General features: G+C 46.4%; 22 protein-coding genes. All 22 read right to left on the bottom strand.

What is annotated here, in order from left to right:
* Positions 1-5: 5 nt before the first annotated feature.
* The 22 genes from V3224_RS09390 to lysC all read right to left on the bottom strand — a co-directional run bounded on the left by V3224_RS09390 (position 6) and on the right by lysC (position 15,642).
* Positions 6-305: a phage baseplate plug family protein gene (locus V3224_RS09390; RefSeq protein ID WP_334470107.1), complete on the bottom strand. Its 300-nt coding sequence runs from the start codon at positions 303-305 to the stop codon at positions 6-8.
* The gene (locus V3224_RS09385; RefSeq protein ID WP_334470106.1) at positions 295-879 is read right to left on the bottom strand and encodes a phage baseplate protein; all 585 of its coding nucleotides are present in this window, start codon (positions 877-879) and stop codon (positions 295-297) included. Before V3224_RS09385 ends, V3224_RS09390 begins: the two co-directional genes overlap by 11 nt.
* Positions 879-2,873: a transglycosylase SLT domain-containing protein gene (locus V3224_RS09380; protein WP_334470105.1), complete on the bottom strand. Its 1,995-nt coding sequence runs from the start codon at positions 2,871-2,873 to the stop codon at positions 879-881. Before V3224_RS09380 ends, V3224_RS09385 begins: the two co-directional genes overlap by 1 nt.
* On the bottom strand, positions 2,860-2,937 hold the full coding sequence (locus V3224_RS29870) for a DUF6889 family protein (protein WP_442890181.1): 78 nt from the start codon (positions 2,935-2,937) through the stop codon (positions 2,860-2,862). The genes V3224_RS09380 and V3224_RS29870 overlap by 14 nt, the downstream gene beginning before the upstream one ends.
* A gap of 113 nt (positions 2,938-3,050) precedes the next feature.
* Positions 3,051-3,461: a phage tail assembly chaperone gene (locus tag V3224_RS09370; RefSeq protein ID WP_334470104.1), complete on the bottom strand. Its 411-nt coding sequence runs from the start codon at positions 3,459-3,461 to the stop codon at positions 3,051-3,053.
* Complete coding sequence (locus V3224_RS09365; RefSeq protein WP_334470103.1) at positions 3,461-3,901, bottom strand: phage structural protein; 441 nt, start codon at positions 3,899-3,901, stop codon at positions 3,461-3,463. Before V3224_RS09365 ends, V3224_RS09370 begins: the two co-directional genes overlap by 1 nt.
* 9 nt (positions 3,902-3,910) lie before the next feature.
* A complete protein-coding gene (locus tag V3224_RS09360; RefSeq protein ID WP_334470102.1) occupies positions 3,911-5,389 on the bottom strand; it encodes a DUF3383 domain-containing protein in 1,479 nt (492 codons plus the stop codon).
* The gene (locus tag V3224_RS09355; protein ID WP_334470101.1) at positions 5,389-5,940 is read right to left on the bottom strand and encodes a phage neck terminator protein; all 552 of its coding nucleotides are present in this window, start codon (positions 5,938-5,940) and stop codon (positions 5,389-5,391) included. The genes V3224_RS09360 and V3224_RS09355 overlap by 1 nt, the downstream gene beginning before the upstream one ends.
* The gene (locus V3224_RS09350; RefSeq protein ID WP_334470100.1) at positions 5,930-6,319 is read right to left on the bottom strand and encodes a head-tail adaptor; all 390 of its coding nucleotides are present in this window, start codon (positions 6,317-6,319) and stop codon (positions 5,930-5,932) included. The genes V3224_RS09355 and V3224_RS09350 overlap by 11 nt, the downstream gene beginning before the upstream one ends.
* Positions 6,306-6,854 carry a hypothetical protein gene (locus V3224_RS09345; RefSeq protein WP_334470099.1) on the bottom strand — a complete coding sequence of 183 codons (549 nt, stop codon included), beginning with the start codon at positions 6,852-6,854 and terminating at the stop codon, positions 6,306-6,308. Before V3224_RS09345 ends, V3224_RS09350 begins: the two co-directional genes overlap by 14 nt.
* A complete protein-coding gene (locus tag V3224_RS09340; protein WP_334470362.1) occupies positions 6,851-7,261 on the bottom strand; it encodes a DUF4054 domain-containing protein in 411 nt (136 codons plus the stop codon). Before V3224_RS09340 ends, V3224_RS09345 begins: the two co-directional genes overlap by 4 nt.
* Positions 7,212-7,490 carry an STY1053 family phage-associated protein gene (locus V3224_RS09335; protein WP_334470098.1) on the bottom strand — a complete coding sequence of 93 codons (279 nt, stop codon included), beginning with the start codon at positions 7,488-7,490 and terminating at the stop codon, positions 7,212-7,214. Before V3224_RS09335 ends, V3224_RS09340 begins: the two co-directional genes overlap by 50 nt.
* Positions 7,491-7,524: 34 nt before the next feature.
* Positions 7,525-8,466 (bottom strand): DUF2184 domain-containing protein, encoded by a 942-nt coding sequence (locus tag V3224_RS09330; protein ID WP_334470097.1) that lies wholly within the window; start codon positions 8,464-8,466, stop codon positions 7,525-7,527.
* A gap of 11 nt (positions 8,467-8,477) precedes the next feature.
* The gene (locus V3224_RS09325) at positions 8,478-8,996 is read right to left on the bottom strand and encodes a structural cement protein Gp24 (protein ID WP_334470096.1); all 519 of its coding nucleotides are present in this window, start codon (positions 8,994-8,996) and stop codon (positions 8,478-8,480) included.
* Positions 8,993-10,210, bottom strand: a complete 1,218-nt coding sequence (locus tag V3224_RS09320) for a DUF2213 domain-containing protein (protein WP_334470094.1) — start codon at positions 10,208-10,210, stop codon at positions 8,993-8,995. Before V3224_RS09320 ends, V3224_RS09325 begins: the two co-directional genes overlap by 4 nt.
* A 4-nt stretch (positions 10,211-10,214) precedes the next feature.
* Positions 10,215-10,970, bottom strand: coding sequence for a phage head morphogenesis protein (locus V3224_RS09315; protein WP_334470092.1), 756 nt, complete (start codon positions 10,968-10,970; stop codon positions 10,215-10,217).
* Positions 10,867-12,279 (bottom strand): DUF1073 domain-containing protein, encoded by a 1,413-nt coding sequence (locus V3224_RS09310; RefSeq protein ID WP_334470090.1) that lies wholly within the window; start codon positions 12,277-12,279, stop codon positions 10,867-10,869. Before V3224_RS09310 ends, V3224_RS09315 begins: the two co-directional genes overlap by 104 nt.
* Positions 12,276-13,898, bottom strand: coding sequence for a TerL protein (locus tag V3224_RS09305; RefSeq protein ID WP_334470088.1), 1,623 nt, complete (start codon positions 13,896-13,898; stop codon positions 12,276-12,278). The genes V3224_RS09310 and V3224_RS09305 overlap by 4 nt, the downstream gene beginning before the upstream one ends.
* A gap of 141 nt (positions 13,899-14,039) precedes the next feature.
* On the bottom strand, positions 14,040-14,513 hold the full coding sequence (locus tag V3224_RS09300) for a DUF2280 domain-containing protein (RefSeq protein WP_334470086.1): 474 nt from the start codon (positions 14,511-14,513) through the stop codon (positions 14,040-14,042).
* Positions 14,514-14,666: 153 nt separating this feature from the next.
* The gene (locus V3224_RS09295) at positions 14,667-14,852 is read right to left on the bottom strand and encodes a hypothetical protein (RefSeq protein WP_334470084.1); all 186 of its coding nucleotides are present in this window, start codon (positions 14,850-14,852) and stop codon (positions 14,667-14,669) included.
* A 62-nt stretch (positions 14,853-14,914) separates the two neighbouring features.
* The gene (locus V3224_RS09290; RefSeq protein WP_334470082.1) at positions 14,915-15,358 is read right to left on the bottom strand and encodes a hypothetical protein; all 444 of its coding nucleotides are present in this window, start codon (positions 15,356-15,358) and stop codon (positions 14,915-14,917) included.
* A 50-nt stretch (positions 15,359-15,408) separates the two neighbouring features.
* Complete coding sequence (gene lysC / locus V3224_RS09285; protein WP_334470361.1) at positions 15,409-15,642, bottom strand: Rz1-like lysis system protein LysC; 234 nt, start codon at positions 15,640-15,642, stop codon at positions 15,409-15,411.
* Positions 15,643-15,646 lie beyond the last annotated feature (4 nt).

Genomic DNA, 15,646 nt, shown 5'->3' with positions numbered 1-15,646 from the left:
AATCCTCAATCGGTTATCCAGTATAATTTTACGGTTGTGCCCAACGTATCCGCGTTGATGTCGCTTTCCCCATCCGATAGCAAGACAAGTTTCCCTTCGGGGATAAGGTGGCAGTATTGGGCAACTAAATTTTCACCCACAACTAGAGGAACACCCTGTATCACGGGTTGATTATCAACCGTAAGCATATCCAGCACCCAGCCAGCGCTATCACGCCAGATAAGGCGAAATTGCCACACGGTATCGGATAGCTTAATCGTAAATTGCTGGTTGGTGGGGGTAAGCGGTATTTCGTTAATTTCCATTAAAAAATGCGGCTCCTCGCTGTAATAGACTGCGATTATCTACGGGTTTTGGCGTTTTCATACCGGTATTACTCACGCCACTCGTTGCATTCCCTTCCCGCATATTTTTTGCATCGGTAGATTTTATATTAACCGTTTGGGTTTGGGTGATGTTAAGCTCCCGTAAGGTTAATATCGCCATCAACACGGTTTCCGTGTGTTTATCGGTGGTCACTTCGATTGCCCGAATTAGCATATTCTGGTATTTGCGCTTACCTGTTATCACATCAAACGGTTGACGGCTGGCTTGAAGCGCTAAAATTTGCTGGTAGATTTCCGGTGCGCTTAACCCTACGCTAATACCCAATTTTGATGTGTCCCAAAAATCCAGCAGCGATCCCCCACTTGAAAAACCCACCTCCATCGTCACTTCCGCCGGACGTTTGTAAGCGTGATCGGCTATTTCCGCGCCGAGTTCAACCGGATGCTCGGTGATTTCAAGGGTGTCGTGATGTTTTTCTGAGATAATGACATCCGGCACCAGTAAACCAATTTTGCGCGAACGTTGAGAAAAAAGCGTAGAAAGCATATCCATCAGTAGGCTCGCTGGGTTAATTGTCCAATCAATCTGGCGTTAACGCCCGTTTGTTTATCTGCAATCTCATTGGCAGTAGCGAGGGGATCTAAGGCACCTTGAACATAAATATTCGTTTCCTGAGCAACTGAATTTCCGCTAGATCCAGGCATGTTGCCTAATACTTTCGGAATGTAATTGCGGGTTTCCTGTGGCATTAACGCCATACCATGCCTTTGCACATTGCCAATCCCCCAATTGTAAGAAGCTAATGTCTTTTCAATATCCCCACCGTTCATCTTAAACAGTTGAGCGAGATAACGCGCGGCCGCTTGCGCTGATTTAACCGGATCAAATACCTCATTCCCGTTTAGCCCAAGATCACGGGCGGTGCCATCCATTAACTGGAATAATCCTTTTGCGCCAGCGCGGGAAATCGCAAACTGATTGCCGCCAGACTCTGTGATGGCCACACTGCGAAGTAAGCCTTCAGGGAGTCGATAAAGCTGCTCCAGTTTGCCAAGTGTCGGTTGTAACCACCCAAGGAGTTGTCTGCCTGATGCATTGGGTTTGGGTCTACCCGTCGGGACATCGGCGATATTATCTCGGATATTTCCGCCTTTCTTTTGATTAGCCCAACCGTTATCAATACCAAAAAAACGCAAGCCATCGCCAATCGCGCGTTTGGCTTGACGGGTGTTGTAATCCCAAGACGAACTTGCGCTGGCTTTAATATTGTTCTTGTCTTGGTCTAGATACAGCATGTAAGCGCTGAGTCCAGCCATCCACGGTGGCATCGGCAACTTTTTGATTTGACCAAAAGCCCCCAATACCTTGGTTAACCACCGACCAGCAATAAACACCGCCACTAGCTCAAGCGCATTTTTCCAACCGCCTACCAGGTCAACCAATCCTGTTAATTTTTCACCTAACCACTTAAATGCCGCTTTTGCTTGGTTTATTTCACCTTCCCACTTCGACCAGTTGATAAAGGATTTTCCCCCTTCTTTCCACGTCTGGTAGTCTTCCCAAAGTAACAGTAAAGCAGCAATAAGACCGGTGATAATCCCGATGGGCGAGGCAAAGAATGCGCGATTGAGCACCCAGATAGCCGCTGCCAATCCGCTAAAGGTCGTGATGAGTTTTTTAGATTTTTCGTCTAAATTGCGCCACCAGTCAAAAACCTGTCCAATTACCTCACTGACTCGCCAGATAACCCGACCCACCATTTCACCCGCTCGAATAATACCTTTGATTATACTGGTTAACACCCGTTCAATTTTCGGGAAATTATCCAGCAGCCTTTTTCGGAGATTGTCTATCTCTCTGCTCAATCCCCCTGCTAAGTTTGACCCAACCTTATCGCGCAAAATGCCAAATAACCCCGTCAATCCTTTCATCGAGGTCATAAACTGGTTTGACTGTTTGGCAGCAACGTCTGCGTTAAATCCGGTTTGTTTGAGCATCCGCTGGTAATCCGCAGAAAAGGCATTAATGCCTCTACGCATTGCCATTAGCGTATTTTCATCAATGCCAAGCATTTGAGCGTATTGATTGGCGCGGTAATAGGGCATAGAGGCCAGTTTATTCCCCACACGGGTAAAAATAGCGCTCATATCCTGCAAATTGCCCTTGGCATCACGGGTTTGCACCCCAAGGCGATTTAAAAACCCCTCAGCACCTGGACTATTTCTAAAAAATCGTGCCAGATTTTCAAGTGAACCGCTTGCCGCTTCTGCGCTACTGCCGGTGAGACTGGCGGCATACCCTAATGCTTTTATACCGTTAACACTGGCGCCTGTACGCTGTGACGCCCAGTACATCTTATCTAGTCCTGCCGCAATTTGCGTGGTAAACCCCACGACGGCCAGCGCTGCCCCCTCAACAGTCGCCCCCAGTTTGATAACATTAGCACTCACCCCTGTAACAACGGACTGAAATTTTCGCATGCCACTGTCATCAACCTTAAAACCGAGGCTGATGAGAAAGTCCCGCAATGTTTCAGCATTCGTCATGGCGATCCCTCCAACGCGCAATTCGCGCTTCGTTATCCTGTTCGATGTCTATCCACTCATTCATTTCAGCTAAATCTGCCAAATCAATTGAGCCATCTTTTAATTTGTCGAATTTAATGTAGCCATACTTAACAGGAAGGCGTAAGAAGTCCTTACCATCCGGCAGTGAATCCAGTGTTAATCCTGTGCTGGGAGGCTGGCTGTCTCGTCGCCTTGGGGTGCGTGAAAAAAATTACCGAGGGAGTCCCCAATCACCTGCGCCACAATCTCAAGCAGGGTCTTCAAGTCAATATCATCAAACATCAACTCGCCCTGGCGAAAAATCGGCGTCCATGCCTTGGCATTTTTGCGTGAAACCACGGCTAAACAAGGGTGCAAAATCGCATTACAATCTTCATCGCTCATTTGCGCAATGGCATTTGCCATAATGGGTAGCACCGCTGCCATTGGCATTTCCCCTTGCTGTAATTTTTGCCATTCACCGGTTAAACCGGATAGCACCGGCAATAACTTTCGCGTCACCTTAAGTTGGTCAAATACACTGAGTTTTGTCGCGCGATACGCATGACCGTTAATTTCAATTTCCACTAGAATTCTCCTAATAGCGCATCGATTTTGATGCAGTCGAAGACCCAAGCTAACGTGCCCGGCGCTTTCGCATTTTGCAAATCCGGTATTTTTTGAAAAGCGCAACTACGGGCGGTGATGATATCGCCGGATACCGGATTACGGATCACAATCACATTATTACCCCAAAGCGTAGATGACACGCTTTGCGCGTTATAAGCAATCATCAATTTTTTATTAACCGGTGAGGCCTTAATCAGTGTCACGGTAATTGTGCCGGATTTTCCGCCATGTCGGGTATGCATCCCTTCCCCATCGGCACCAATGGTCATGGTGTTTTTAGCCTCGGTCATTGTCACCACAATGCCTTCTTCCGAGTTCGCCGAGCCAGCGCCCAAATCTATCACCCCCGTGGGGCCGGTTAGCGTGGCGGAAACATCCACAAAACTATAAGTGGCCATTTTCTCTCCTTATCGAACAATGGTGATTAAGATATCCGCGAAATGCACCGCACCCGCTAACTTACAGGCAACCTGAATCGGTGGCGCCTTGCGTTTTTCGCGTTCAGACTGCGCTTGCTCTACCAGCGGTTGAATATAGACGTAATACCCTTTGGTAAGTGTATCCCCGCTTGCTAATTGACCTATATCGCCCCCGTTCCATACCCCAGGCGCGAGTAGTCCATTGGTGACCGCCTGAGCCAGGGATTGCTCAACATTGGTCAAAAGCGTCGTGCTGCCTTGCTCCGTTTGAGAGACTTTGGTGGTACGGGTATACAACAGATTATACAAATTGGTTTGCACAAAATTTTGCAACCAATCCAGGCCGTGGCGTTCATCGAAAAAATCACCATTGGCCATCACACCTTCCTGGATGATGGCAGTGTCGTTATCGTAATTGACAAACACGTTGCAGTTTTTTGCCGCCAGCGTATTCGCCTGAGACGTAGTCAAGGTCTCCGCTTTAACACCAGGCTCCTGTTTGAATTTAAGTGTGATCGTGGTGTTATTGCCGTTGAAGTTGACGGAAAACGCCCGACCAAAAGCCGAAGCCGCTGCATAGGGCGTCGAAGCGGAATATTGGGTAAACACCCGTTGATATTTTGCTTGTTTTAACTGGGAAGCGATATCATCCGCTTTCGTGCTATCAAGGACAGCGGTATCTTGGGTGGTATAACCAAAAACGCGGGAACTGCCGGCCGCGCCAATAAAGTTGGCGATACCTTTGACTTCATCGGTAGAAAGGGCAGCGGTTACCACCAGTCCATACCAATTGCTGGAAAAATCCGCCAAGGTTGTCACCGCATCAACAATAGTTTCACCGTCCATACCTGAAACCGGCGTTGCGCCGCTCTCTTGGGTTAGTTTCAACAACGCCGATAAGTCAGTGCCTGATTCCGGTGCGGAAGCAAAACCCACTGCGCTTATTTTACCTGCCGTATTCGATGTCATCACAAATCGACTATCGTTATTATTCCACGTTATTGTAGATGTGCTTATTTTTTCACCAATTCGAGCGGCAACCCCGTTTAAATTGGTTTCTTGCGAAAAATCAATGGCACTTAACTTAACCGTTCTTCCGTTTACACTGATATTCATCGCGCCATCGGTAATCACCTTAAAATTGTTAATTTTTGTCTCTTCTTCGGACAAAATGCCACCGCGCAATAATGCGGGTGAGGCTGCTTTTACCCAGCGTCCCACGTATAAATCAACGGGTTTGGGTGACTGCTGGTAATAGAGTGAAGCCGCCTGATACTCGGGTGCGGTTGTACCAAAATCATTGGCGACTTCCTCAATATTGGAATACGCCCGTAATCGCTCAAGCGGATCGATAACGGGTGAGTCACCTAAAAGCAGCAGTGAACCAAAATTACGGCCACTTGCCGCGCGCGGTGACATATCAAGCGTGACCTTAACCACCCTTGAAACGGGTAAACCTGTTGACATTATTTGTCTCCCAAAAAGGTGACGTGGGCATCTGTCACTGATTTGATGTGATAGCGACGCACCACTTTGCGACGTAGATGAACGGTTATATCAAACCGGTTCACCCACTGATTGTTGATAAGCTCAGGAAAAGCATTAATTTGACTGTAACTACCTAAAGTAAGATTGGATTTATTCAGTTCAGCGTTATTTTGACTAAGCATAAGGCCATCACGAAAACGGGCGGCATAGTACATGCCGTCTTTTCCATAGAAAGAGGCCATACACGTTAAGGTCTCGTACTGCCAAAGTTCGCTTAGTTCATCACGTTGATTGACCATGGCGGGATTTGGCTCACTCTCAATATCGATGAGGCCAAACGCGCACCAGTTAGTATCAGGGGATGGCAACGGTGCCGGATCGCGTTGCCAGCGAGGTAAAACGTGTTTTGCGGGCAACCCCGAGACGCCACAAACCCAAAGACTTAACAGACGATTTAAGCCTTCATTATACAGGGCATTATCATCAAACGGCGTTAGCCAACCTGCCTCCGTACTGCTGTTATTGCTCATGAGCCATACCTCCGTCAAACGGCATCAGTTCACAATGCGCCTGAACAAATCCCGCACCATAAGCGGTGTAAGGATCGACGGATTTCACCAGATATTTTCGTCCCTGATAGGTGACAATATCGCCAATATGATGCGTTTCGCCGGCAATCAATCGGGTGGTGGTGATCACCAATATTCGTCCACTCACTAGTTGACCCGATGTTCGTATTTGCGCCTCAATTGAACTATCTACGGTCACTACGCCTGAAAAAGGGTAAGTACTTTCTTTTGTCGAGGTGATACCTTCATCATCAATCAAAATTTCCCGTCGTGTGTGAGTGAGCGAGGTATCGCAAAAATCCGGATCAAAAAGCACATCGGTTACATCAAGCATTGGCATTTTTCTTCCTCACAACATAAGTGATAGCACGCCGATAGGTTCCCGTATCAATCAGCGGTTTAGCGTTGTTGTTATCGGGCGGTAAACCGGCTTTTCGATTTTCCAGCTCTTGCGCCGCCCCTTTACGTCCTCGTCGTGCCCGAGCAGCTAATGTACTGTCAGCCAGCGGGGTAAAATTGCTTTGGGTAATGACAGTCTGCACCCCTTGAACGGCGATTTGGCCTGCTCGATTTAATCCTTGCTCTGCTTTATCCGGTTGAGAATCCAAAATGGCTTTAGCGGCTATTTTAAGTTCAGAGGTTGTTTTGGTTTCAACTGAACGAATACCAGGTATTAGATGGGGTCTTGCCGGAATGTTTTTAACGGGCGAACCAAACTCGTTGAGATAACCAATCACTGCATTGCTAAAGAGAATGTCATCGCGATTGCTATTTTCAGCCGGAATGCCGACCAGTACCTCTTTTTTACCAAGTTGAACGAGGGCATCAAACAATTTACCCGTGTTGTCGATACGTAAGGTGACACCACTTTTCATAATTGCCGTCCTCCAGCTCCAAACATAAGCAACCATTGGTAAAACTCCGCGCCATAACGGGTGTTATTCCAAAATCCGGCGTTGGGGTTGAGTGTCATACTGTTGTCATAGCTGACACTCACCTTATCCACTGACTTAGAGGTTGCCACCCCTGAACTTGAACCGCCCACACCGCCAGCCTTTAAATATCGTTCATCCATGGCATAAAGCGTGAGGTAATGCGCAACAAATAACCCCACCCAGTAAGGAAAGACATCACTCCCTGAGACATTTTCACTGAGGAATTTGTCGGCTAAATTTAAACGAAGCTGAATTTGTGAATCAGGAAATTTAACCTCATCGTTAAACTGAGGAAAATCATTGCGGAATTGTTGGATCGTTGGCAGGTGTTTGTTCCGTTGACTGATCGATACCCTCTTTATTTTTAGGTTCCTGGTTGATTTCTTCTTTCCCTTTTTTCTTGGTATTCACTGTTTCTTTGGTTTGCGCTTTTACGGGATTAAGGACAATACTATGTGCCTTGGCAAACCAATGCTCCGCCGTGCTTTTACTTACCTCATGAATACCCACATCAAAATCGGTTTGCTCACCTGACTCATGGGTAAGCGTAAAAGGGGTATGTACCTGAATTTTCATGAATGAACTCCAAAAATGAAGCCCCAATACGGGCTTAGATACCATCACAGTAGGCAAGTGTTTCGGGATAAACCGCTTCAACCGCACCAAGACGACCATAATAAGTCACCAGTTGATACAATCCTCGATACTGGATAGGGATACTCTGTAACGGTACCATTGGGAAGCGAACATATTGTTTATCATTGGTATAAGCGATCATGCGATCTTTGTTGCTAACCCCCCGCCCTTTTAACCATTTCACCGCATAAATATTGAGTGGCACCCCGTTTTGGTGATACGCAATGGTGTTGGTTTTTAGATACGTCAGTAATGACTGGTTACCCGCACTAGAGACGATAACACTGGATATGTGAGCAAATTGTTCTGGTGGTATAAGTAAGTCGGTGGGAACCATCGAGTAAGCCGATGCAGCCCATGCATCGCTTAAGATTTTGTTGATACTGTCACGTATCTCATCGGCAGTCGACTGGCTCCACAATTTGGCGGCATTGTTGGTCTTGATATTATCAAGATTGAGTAACCCTTTAATACCTAAACCGGAATCACCAATATAAACCTGTTCGTCCATATCCATATTCCATTTCAGACGCATCCCTTCATGTTTCTGTGCATCCACGGGGCGACCTACTTGTCTGGCGGATTGTAATTCGACAACCGTCCAGCCCAACTCCATTCCCCAAAGCGGCAAAGGGAAGCCGTATTTTTGAATATCGATATTGATGCTCGCTAATGCGGTCGAATCTGTACCAATCCAGTTTTTCCCATTCGGGTTGGCGCCACTGCCTGCCGCCGCAAAACCCGTACGCGTAAAACTCGAAATTTCATCCGCAATCGAGACATCTTCCCTGCGTTGGACATCCCGACTGTTGGTGTATTGCACCAAAGGCATATTAATCGTTTGGTCTAAACGCTCGAGCTCACCGATAAGAAAAGCACCGGTTGAGTCAAACGTGCGTTGGTCATATGTTAACATGGGTTAATTCCTTAAATTTTGTACGAGATTTCAACGTTGCCGTCAGCATCACCGTGGCCGGTAAACTCAGCATTCGCCAATATCACGGTATTGATTTTTTCTGACGCCCCTGACCCTGTTTTTTCTTCGGCAATCAAAATAGAACCCAGTGGGCTTTTATCCGTTGCTCCTGCCACTCGCACATAGACCTTGGCGCCTTTTTTAACCTGTTGACTATCCACACCGATATTCACCAAGACATATCCGCGTTTTAGCGCATCGCCAGTAAAATTTTTCTCTTTGCCGACTTGCCGGATAAAATCCTGCGTTTGCGTCGTTGGATAAGGGCGAATATAAATGCCTTTGATGACGTCTGCCGTGTCATTTTCAGCAAGCGGCACAAAATAATCGTCGTCATATTTACCTGCTAGTCCATAGTCCGGAAAACTGTCTTTAGATTTTAGTAACACCGGTTCGGTGGTTAAATCACGGTAACGGGAGATTGCACCGGCGATACCCACTGGCATCCGGTATAAATAAGGTTTCATCATTGTTGTTTACCTCGTGTCGCCCAAAATTCGGCATTTGACTTGTTTAAATCCGCAATCGCATTGCCGGATTTTCGGATTGAATCGATAGTGGGGGTATTGGCTGTATTGCGGTTTTTCGAAAGTTCTGCCACCGCATTAAACGCCATATCCACCGTGCGCTTGGGTAATCGGTTAATTTCTGCATCGCCCACAATTGAGCGCACCATAGTTTGGTCTGCATTGGCTAACACCTGACGTTTAAAGATGGTGGGTTTTATCGGTGTGGATAACGCTATCCCTGGCATAATCAACTCTGCTTTATACGCCGCATCGCCGGTAATGGTTTCTGCCTTTTCGTTTTTTTCCTCGTCATCAACCGTACCGGCTGTTTTATCCTCCGGTTTATCGCCACTATCAGCGGTTTTCCCCTCAAGGGCATCTAATCGGGTCAAAATAGCCTGAATGACATCATTAACACCCTCATCACGGGTCTCGACTTCGGGTTTTTCCGCTGGCATCGGATGTTGCGGACTAATATTAATATTAATCGCCTTTGGTAGTTCCTCTGTTCCTTCATCGCCCGTAATTGACTCGGGCGCGTTATTTAGTGCTGACTCCATGGCAACGGCATCTTTCGTGCGATGGGCACTTAGCAGCCGTTTGAACCAGGTTTGTGTTTTGTTTGACATGCTGTCTCCAATTGCACACCGTATTCCCGCTCTGCCTTTAGGGACCAGAGCGACATGATTGCCAACGATTTCATACTGACGTGCGATGCCAGGCGCAATCTGTTCGTATTGCGCGTCATAGCCACACGAGACTTCGTCGTTGCCGTGATTAATTTCCTCGATTGCGAGCGCATCTTTGATAATTAAATCCGCGATTATCAAATCCGCCTGTTCCCCTTCTCCCCGTCTGACGTTTTGTAAATGCCCTTGCGCTAAATCGCGCCAATTGTCGGTGTCAACAAAAATGACATTGCCTTCCCCATCTTCGGGATGCAGCAGCGTGACACTCATACCTTCAAACGAGGCCAGCGTTTCAGGACGAAAAACTTCATCTTCACTTCTTTCAACGAGAATTTGGCCACGATTGTCAGGCGTCAGATTCGGCAAATCCAAGGCGGAATAAACTTGCGTGCCTGTTCGGGCAATCGGAACGTTTTTACACAGTAGCGAGCCGTCCGCCATCTGATAACGGGTGTTACCCAGACGGGTTTTAAAAAAATATTTCATGATGTTATCTGTCAGAAAAAGAGACTTCACAATAGCAACGGCAATTAGGTAATGCACCCGCGTGCCCTGTCAACCCATCCAAGGTGGGTGGGTTGTGCCAATCGATAAATTGACCTTCCAGTTGTTTGTGTGATGGCCTTACATCACCATCATGGGCGGTCCGCCAAATATAGCCGGTTGAGCCAATTGCCAATGCTCTCGCTTGAGTTAAGGCTTGCGTTGCTTTGCCTAATTCGGTTCGGGCTAGTATCTTTGCCCGCGATGCCGTCACTTTGCCGGAATCCGCTATCATTGCGATAAAATGTTCAGGGCGCTCACCGTTCGCAACCGCCTCAATCGCCCGGTTTTGGATGTCATAAACCCTGTCAGCGGCCTCAATCGGTAAGGATTTGATATACTTGATTTGCTCATGAACAAGTGATTGCATCACATGACCTACTGGCGCTTGAGCAATCAATTGCTTGAGTTCTCTGCGCATTTCATGGCTATGTTGCTGCCACAACTTCGCATTATCTTGTGATACGGTTTCGACAAACTTTGTCGCTATCCGCTTTGCCCAGCTATCGATGAGTGCGCTGTAATCCGATAACGCTTGCTGGATTTCCAACACAGAATCATTAGAACCATCGTAACGCTGATTGATGATAGCGCCGATTTCACGGGCAACTTGAATAAGGCTCGTTCGATATTGGGTTTCCGCCCGTTTTGACCGTTGGTGCGTGGACAGCACTGAGCCTTGGCGGTACTTCTTCTTCCGCATTCGCTATGTCCTCATCGGTGATGGTACTGCCAATACTAATAATATCGGACAAATCCCGTAGCGACGACATTGCCGCTTTCATTGACAGCATGCCGCCATCCTGCGCGGCATTGAGCGCATTAATCATGTTAACCGCAACGGCAGACTTATCCATGTCTGACATTTGCCACAGCGGGTTAAAGGCAAACGCAAAATCATCGGGCAACGGTTTACCTAATGTCGATTGATGCGCTATCTCAAATAACTTTCGTAACGGTTGTTTTAGGCGCCTTGCTTGTTGTGTCGCGATATTATCGTAGTAATTGGCTAAATCCGCATCGCCGGTATTAAATCCTGATGGCGATTGACCAAACAATCGGACTAAAGGAATACCGGTTGCCCCACTGATTTGTTCAGCAAACCGCGCCAGCACGTTATCCAATCCTGAAAAGGAATAGCTATGCGTTTCAAAGGTATCGTCAGCGTCCATCAGCGTCATGCCTTCGTTACTTTGGTACTGGCGTATCATATTCATGTGCTTCATCAATGCTTGGTATTCTTCACCGCCAAAGCCAATAATTTCACGGAGCTTATTGACTTTAAAGGTTCGTAAATGTGCTTTATAGACCAGTTGCGCAATACCCGTTGTGGTGCTATCAAAGGCAGTTAACCGGTCAAAAATACGTTCAATGACTGACATACCCCACTCATTCTCCGTTTTAGCTTGCTGATAAGGGAGGGTGACGCCATCAAATCGAATTAATCGGCTATAATGCACTCGCCAGGCGGGTATCCCGTTCTCAACGGTCACAATGTCGTAGAATTCTGGTCTACCTAAGTCCTTGCTCAATGTTTTGATACGCCGATTCAAATCGGGGTTAACCTGCCAACGGTCAAGCGGTAAAATGCCTTTGAATTTACCCTGACCTATCGTCTCAACACGTAAGGGGGTAGAAGGCGCTTGCCCTTCTATCATAATAAGCCCTAATGCGCCGCCGTAGAGCCGTGACCACTTAATGGCGTTATTCAGGCTTTCCCAGATTTCCAATTCGTCAAACAAGGATTCGATTGCACCTTTATCGGTCGACTCCATTTGTGAGGTGATCCGCACGCCTTTTCGGGTCATATCATCGGCGACGGTATCGACCGCCGCACCAATGATCCACGATGAACGATAAGCATATTCAAGCAATAACCTGTTTCGACTTGTCCAATCAGGGCGATAAGTGGAATCCGCATGTTGATTGGGAGTTTGCATCCCGACTCGGGCGGTAAAATTCTCATACCCGTCAACGGTTTTTTGAGAGTGTGATTTTTTCTTTTTTGTCATGCGCTCCTGCCCAGTAGTGACCAAATTTCAAGTGACGTGTTCATTGGGGCAAAGTTAATCATCACCGAATCGGCTAGATTGGGGGACTTTGTCCCATCGGGTTGTTTATCTATGACGATTTTCCCCACGGTGTTAATAGAATAGGTTGGCTGCGATAGCTCAACGATGAGTTTGTCTTTGAGTCGCATTGCGCCATTAATGGCAATCAGTTCATCCGGTTTGAAGGGTTGTTTTTCCACCACCGCACGATAGACATTTTGAAAGCGTTTGCGTAAATGCCACCAACTTTGTGCCTTGGCATTGGCGAAAAAATCCTTGTTCAATCGCGCATTCTGTCCGTCAAAACCAGCAACCGCCTCTTTGTCTGGGTCAAATACACCAGCGCTACCGCGAAACGGCACTGCGTCAATACGTACGGCTCTTCTTTGTCTGCGCTGGTCATTGATAATACGTGCATCGCCTCGTACACCTGCCCCTAATCCATCTTCATCAAAGCGAAAACTTTCAAGCTGATATTTATCGGCTAAATTGAACACCTGCTCAACGCTGCCAAAAATATCACTGCCTTTTCCCGACCATTCCTCAATGCCTTCAAGCAAGAAGCCGTGACGCCAAGAAAAAGCGTTCTTGTCTCTGCCCTCATCCGCCACATCAAAGGCGCCCAGGCGGATACCGGTTGGGGTAATGCCAAGTTTCGTGTGGGCATCAATCGCCGCCTGTACCCACTCTGCCGGAATTAAGACACCTTCAACCGACGCCTGATAATTCAAATCCAGTTCTTGCGCCACAATGACCGGATTATCAATTTTCTGGCACTCTTTTTCGTACCAATGCTCATCTTTACGGGGGTCACTGCGCCAGTGAAAGGTGAATACCGGAATGCGTCCGCTATGACGTTTTTGGGCAAACGGATTATTCATACCGTTAACCGAGCTTAAATCAATGCGACAGCGAGTCGTTTGCGATAAGGCGGCATCAATCAGTAACGGACGCGGTAAAAAAGCGGCTTCATCGACAAAATAGAGTGTTGTGCGGTCGCCCCGTCCGATATTATCCCCTGCTTCACCTTTGATAATGGCGCCAGTGTTTGGGAAATTGACCCGCATATAAGGCGCATGCTTTTTCGCTTCCCATCCCCCCCTGAATTCTTGAGGTAGCGTTTCCACAAACTTGCGCGCTTTCCAAAATAGCGCTTTCGGGTCACCCGTGCTGTCAACATACTCTTCTTTGCGCGAGCCAAAGCCAATCACCATTTCCTTGTTGAAGAGACATAACGAACAGGCCAATGCAATGGACGTCCAGCTTAAGCCCATTTCGCGGCTTTTTTCGGTAATGCCATTTTCCCGCCCACGCCAGCGGGTCATTATCCAGTCAATCCAGGCTTCCTGTTTCGGGAACAGCAAAAAAGGAATAGTCACCGGTAGTCCATAATCAATGTTACGTGGATCTGTGGTCATACCCCAGTCAATGATAAATTGTGCAGGGTTTTCATTGTAAAATCGGGTTAATAGTTTAAGACTTTTCGGCTGCTCACGGAGACGTTTTAATCGCTCAGCACGCCACTCAAACACCTGGACATAATCCGGCTTTTTAAAGTCAAAAGGAAACGGTAATGGCATGGAAAAATGTCCGAAAAAAGGCGAGTCAAAAAAATATATCGCACATAACTGCGTACATAAAAAATAAAAAACAGGATATTAATGTATTATTTTTATATAAATATTATTTCTAGTGAAAATAAGTAAGGGATTTTTAGCTCTTTACCCCATCAATTTTTTATAGGCTTCTGCCGCCTGTTCAGGCGTCATGTCATGGGTGATTAATTCAACCTGACTATGTGAAGTTGCTGAATGTTCTATTTTCTGTTTATTCGTATACGCATCACCGCACTCTTTAGCCGCCTGCTCTATCATTTGTGCCGTGAGCAAAAAATTATCCATCGACTCTGTTCGAATAGCCATGCGGTTTAACACACGCAGTCGATACGCTTTATTGGCAATAGGAATGTCACTAATCTCTTTTTTGAATCGCTCTCTCGTAAAGTGAAAGAGATCAACCCATTTTTGACCAAGGCTTTTTCCAATCGCTTTTGTGGGGTCATAGGAAGAGACCTGTTGTACGGTAAGCGTTAATCCATATTCCAGTTTCACCTGTTTGAGCACCTGAGTTGGGCTATCGAAACAGGCTAACGACTGCACGATGAAGGCTTTAACCTCTGGAGATAATGCCGCCATTGGTGTCGTCCTCCTGCTAAGTTAATATAATTATTGAGATCATTATGGTTATTTGATGAGGAAAAAAGTCGTTACTTTGAATTAAGGACAGGAAATGAATACCCGCTTTGTCGTGAAATCTTTTTCTTCAATTTCTTGATAGCTACAGTTCAGTCATACCGGTTTCGCTGGCGACAAATCACTCTCATCGAACCACCTATCAAAGGCATAGCCATCCGCCGTTAGATGATGAAAATAATACTTGTTACTCATGTTTGTATATTCAGCCCGCCCTTTGATACGGCCCTCTTCCCCACTGATAGTAATTTGAACTACCTGACCTAATTCATGTTTGAACATATTGCTTTTCCTTTTAATGGAATTGACACGGTGTTTTTATGTACTGCTGTAAATAATCTGATCTAGCTACACGTCAAATACACTAGCTTTTGATACCAAGGTAATTTCTCTTGAAACTGTGGCTCAATATTTAACCTAATCTGTGTTTTAAGTAGCGCTATCGATTCCAAACAAGGCCAGATGATTTCATCGGTACTTTCCAGCTCTAACAGACGCTTTCTTAATTCACTATCATCAAATTTAGATTCATGGGTATAAAGTTTTAGATAATCAAACGCTTTTTTCTTTGCAGCGCCTGATTTTTTACCAAATTGGCAAGTTGATTGAATGGCGGAAAGGACAACAATTGACATACCAAAAAAGAAAGGATTTCCATTCAACACAATCACTAAACCAGAAATGAACAGTAATCCCGAAATAAATCTGTCTATGCGTCCCGCGATTATTGCAAACAACTGTTCAAGATAGTAACTGTAGAGAATTCTATCGGTGATTTCTCCTGACATCGTATTACCTCCATGTCTTGATATAACGCTGCAAATATTCCACCTGCTTCTCATTCTCTACCATCATTTCTCTGCTCTTGAATTCGCCTTATCGCCTGTTTGTCAAGATTACACTGCTCAATCACTGTCAGTAACTGCTCATTGAGTATCAGGCTATCACGCCATGTCATCATACCCGTGATGGCTGGCGGCAAGCAGTCAGCGAGTAGGTGAGAGGGTATCGGAATGTGAAGAGCCTGAACGTATTCGGTTCGTGTGCTGCTGCAACTCGACAACAGCACCATTAGG

Origin of the sequence: Arsenophonus sp. PmNCSU2021_1, from assembly GCF_036919435.1 — a bacterium.
GTDB lineage: Bacteria > Pseudomonadota > Gammaproteobacteria > Enterobacterales > Enterobacteriaceae > Arsenophonus > Arsenophonus nilaparvatae.
This window is presented reverse-complemented; position numbering and strand designations above follow the sequence as displayed.

Coding starts and splice junctions, on each gene's coding strand:
- V3224_RS09390 (WP_334470107.1), bottom strand. CDS start 305: ATGGAAATTAACGAAATACCGCTTACCCCCACCAACCAGCAATTTACG.
- V3224_RS09385 (WP_334470106.1), bottom strand. CDS start 879: ATGGATATGCTTTCTACGCTTTTTTCTCAACGTTCGCGCAAAATTGGT.
- V3224_RS09380 (WP_334470105.1), bottom strand. CDS start 2,873: ATGACGAATGCTGAAACATTGCGGGACTTTCTCATCAGCCTCGGTTTT.
- V3224_RS29870 (WP_442890181.1), bottom strand. CDS start 2,937: ATGAATGAGTGGATAGACATCGAACAGGATAACGAAGCGCGAATTGCG.
- V3224_RS09365 (WP_334470103.1), bottom strand. CDS start 3,901: ATGGCCACTTATAGTTTTGTGGATGTTTCCGCCACGCTAACCGGCCCC.
- V3224_RS09360 (WP_334470102.1), bottom strand. CDS start 5,389: ATGTCAACAGGTTTACCCGTTTCAAGGGTGGTTAAGGTCACGCTTGAT.
- V3224_RS09355 (WP_334470101.1), bottom strand. CDS start 5,940: ATGAGCAATAACAGCAGTACGGAGGCAGGTTGGCTAACGCCGTTTGAT.
- V3224_RS09350 (WP_334470100.1), bottom strand. CDS start 6,319: ATGCCAATGCTTGATGTAACCGATGTGCTTTTTGATCCGGATTTTTGC.
- V3224_RS09345 (WP_334470099.1), bottom strand. CDS start 6,854: ATGAAAAGTGGTGTCACCTTACGTATCGACAACACGGGTAAATTGTTT.
- V3224_RS09335 (WP_334470098.1), bottom strand. CDS start 7,490: ATGAAAATTCAGGTACATACCCCTTTTACGCTTACCCATGAGTCAGGT.
- V3224_RS09330 (WP_334470097.1), bottom strand. CDS start 8,466: ATGTTAACATATGACCAACGCACGTTTGACTCAACCGGTGCTTTTCTT.
- V3224_RS09325 (WP_334470096.1), bottom strand. CDS start 8,996: ATGATGAAACCTTATTTATACCGGATGCCAGTGGGTATCGCCGGTGCA.
- V3224_RS09320 (WP_334470094.1), bottom strand. CDS start 10,210: ATGAAATATTTTTTTAAAACCCGTCTGGGTAACACCCGTTATCAGATG.
- V3224_RS09315 (WP_334470092.1), bottom strand. CDS start 10,970: ATGCGGAAGAAGAAGTACCGCCAAGGCTCAGTGCTGTCCACGCACCAA.
- V3224_RS09310 (WP_334470090.1), bottom strand. CDS start 12,279: ATGACAAAAAAGAAAAAATCACACTCTCAAAAAACCGTTGACGGGTAT.
- V3224_RS09305 (WP_334470088.1), bottom strand. CDS start 13,898: ATGCCATTACCGTTTCCTTTTGACTTTAAAAAGCCGGATTATGTCCAG.
- V3224_RS09300 (WP_334470086.1), bottom strand. CDS start 14,513: ATGGCGGCATTATCTCCAGAGGTTAAAGCCTTCATCGTGCAGTCGTTA.
- V3224_RS09295 (WP_334470084.1), bottom strand. CDS start 14,852: ATGTTCAAACATGAATTAGGTCAGGTAGTTCAAATTACTATCAGTGGG.
- V3224_RS09290 (WP_334470082.1), bottom strand. CDS start 15,358: ATGTCAGGAGAAATCACCGATAGAATTCTCTACAGTTACTATCTTGAA.
- lysC (WP_334470361.1), bottom strand. CDS start 15,642: ATGGTGCTGTTGTCGAGTTGCAGCAGCACACGAACCGAATACGTTCAG.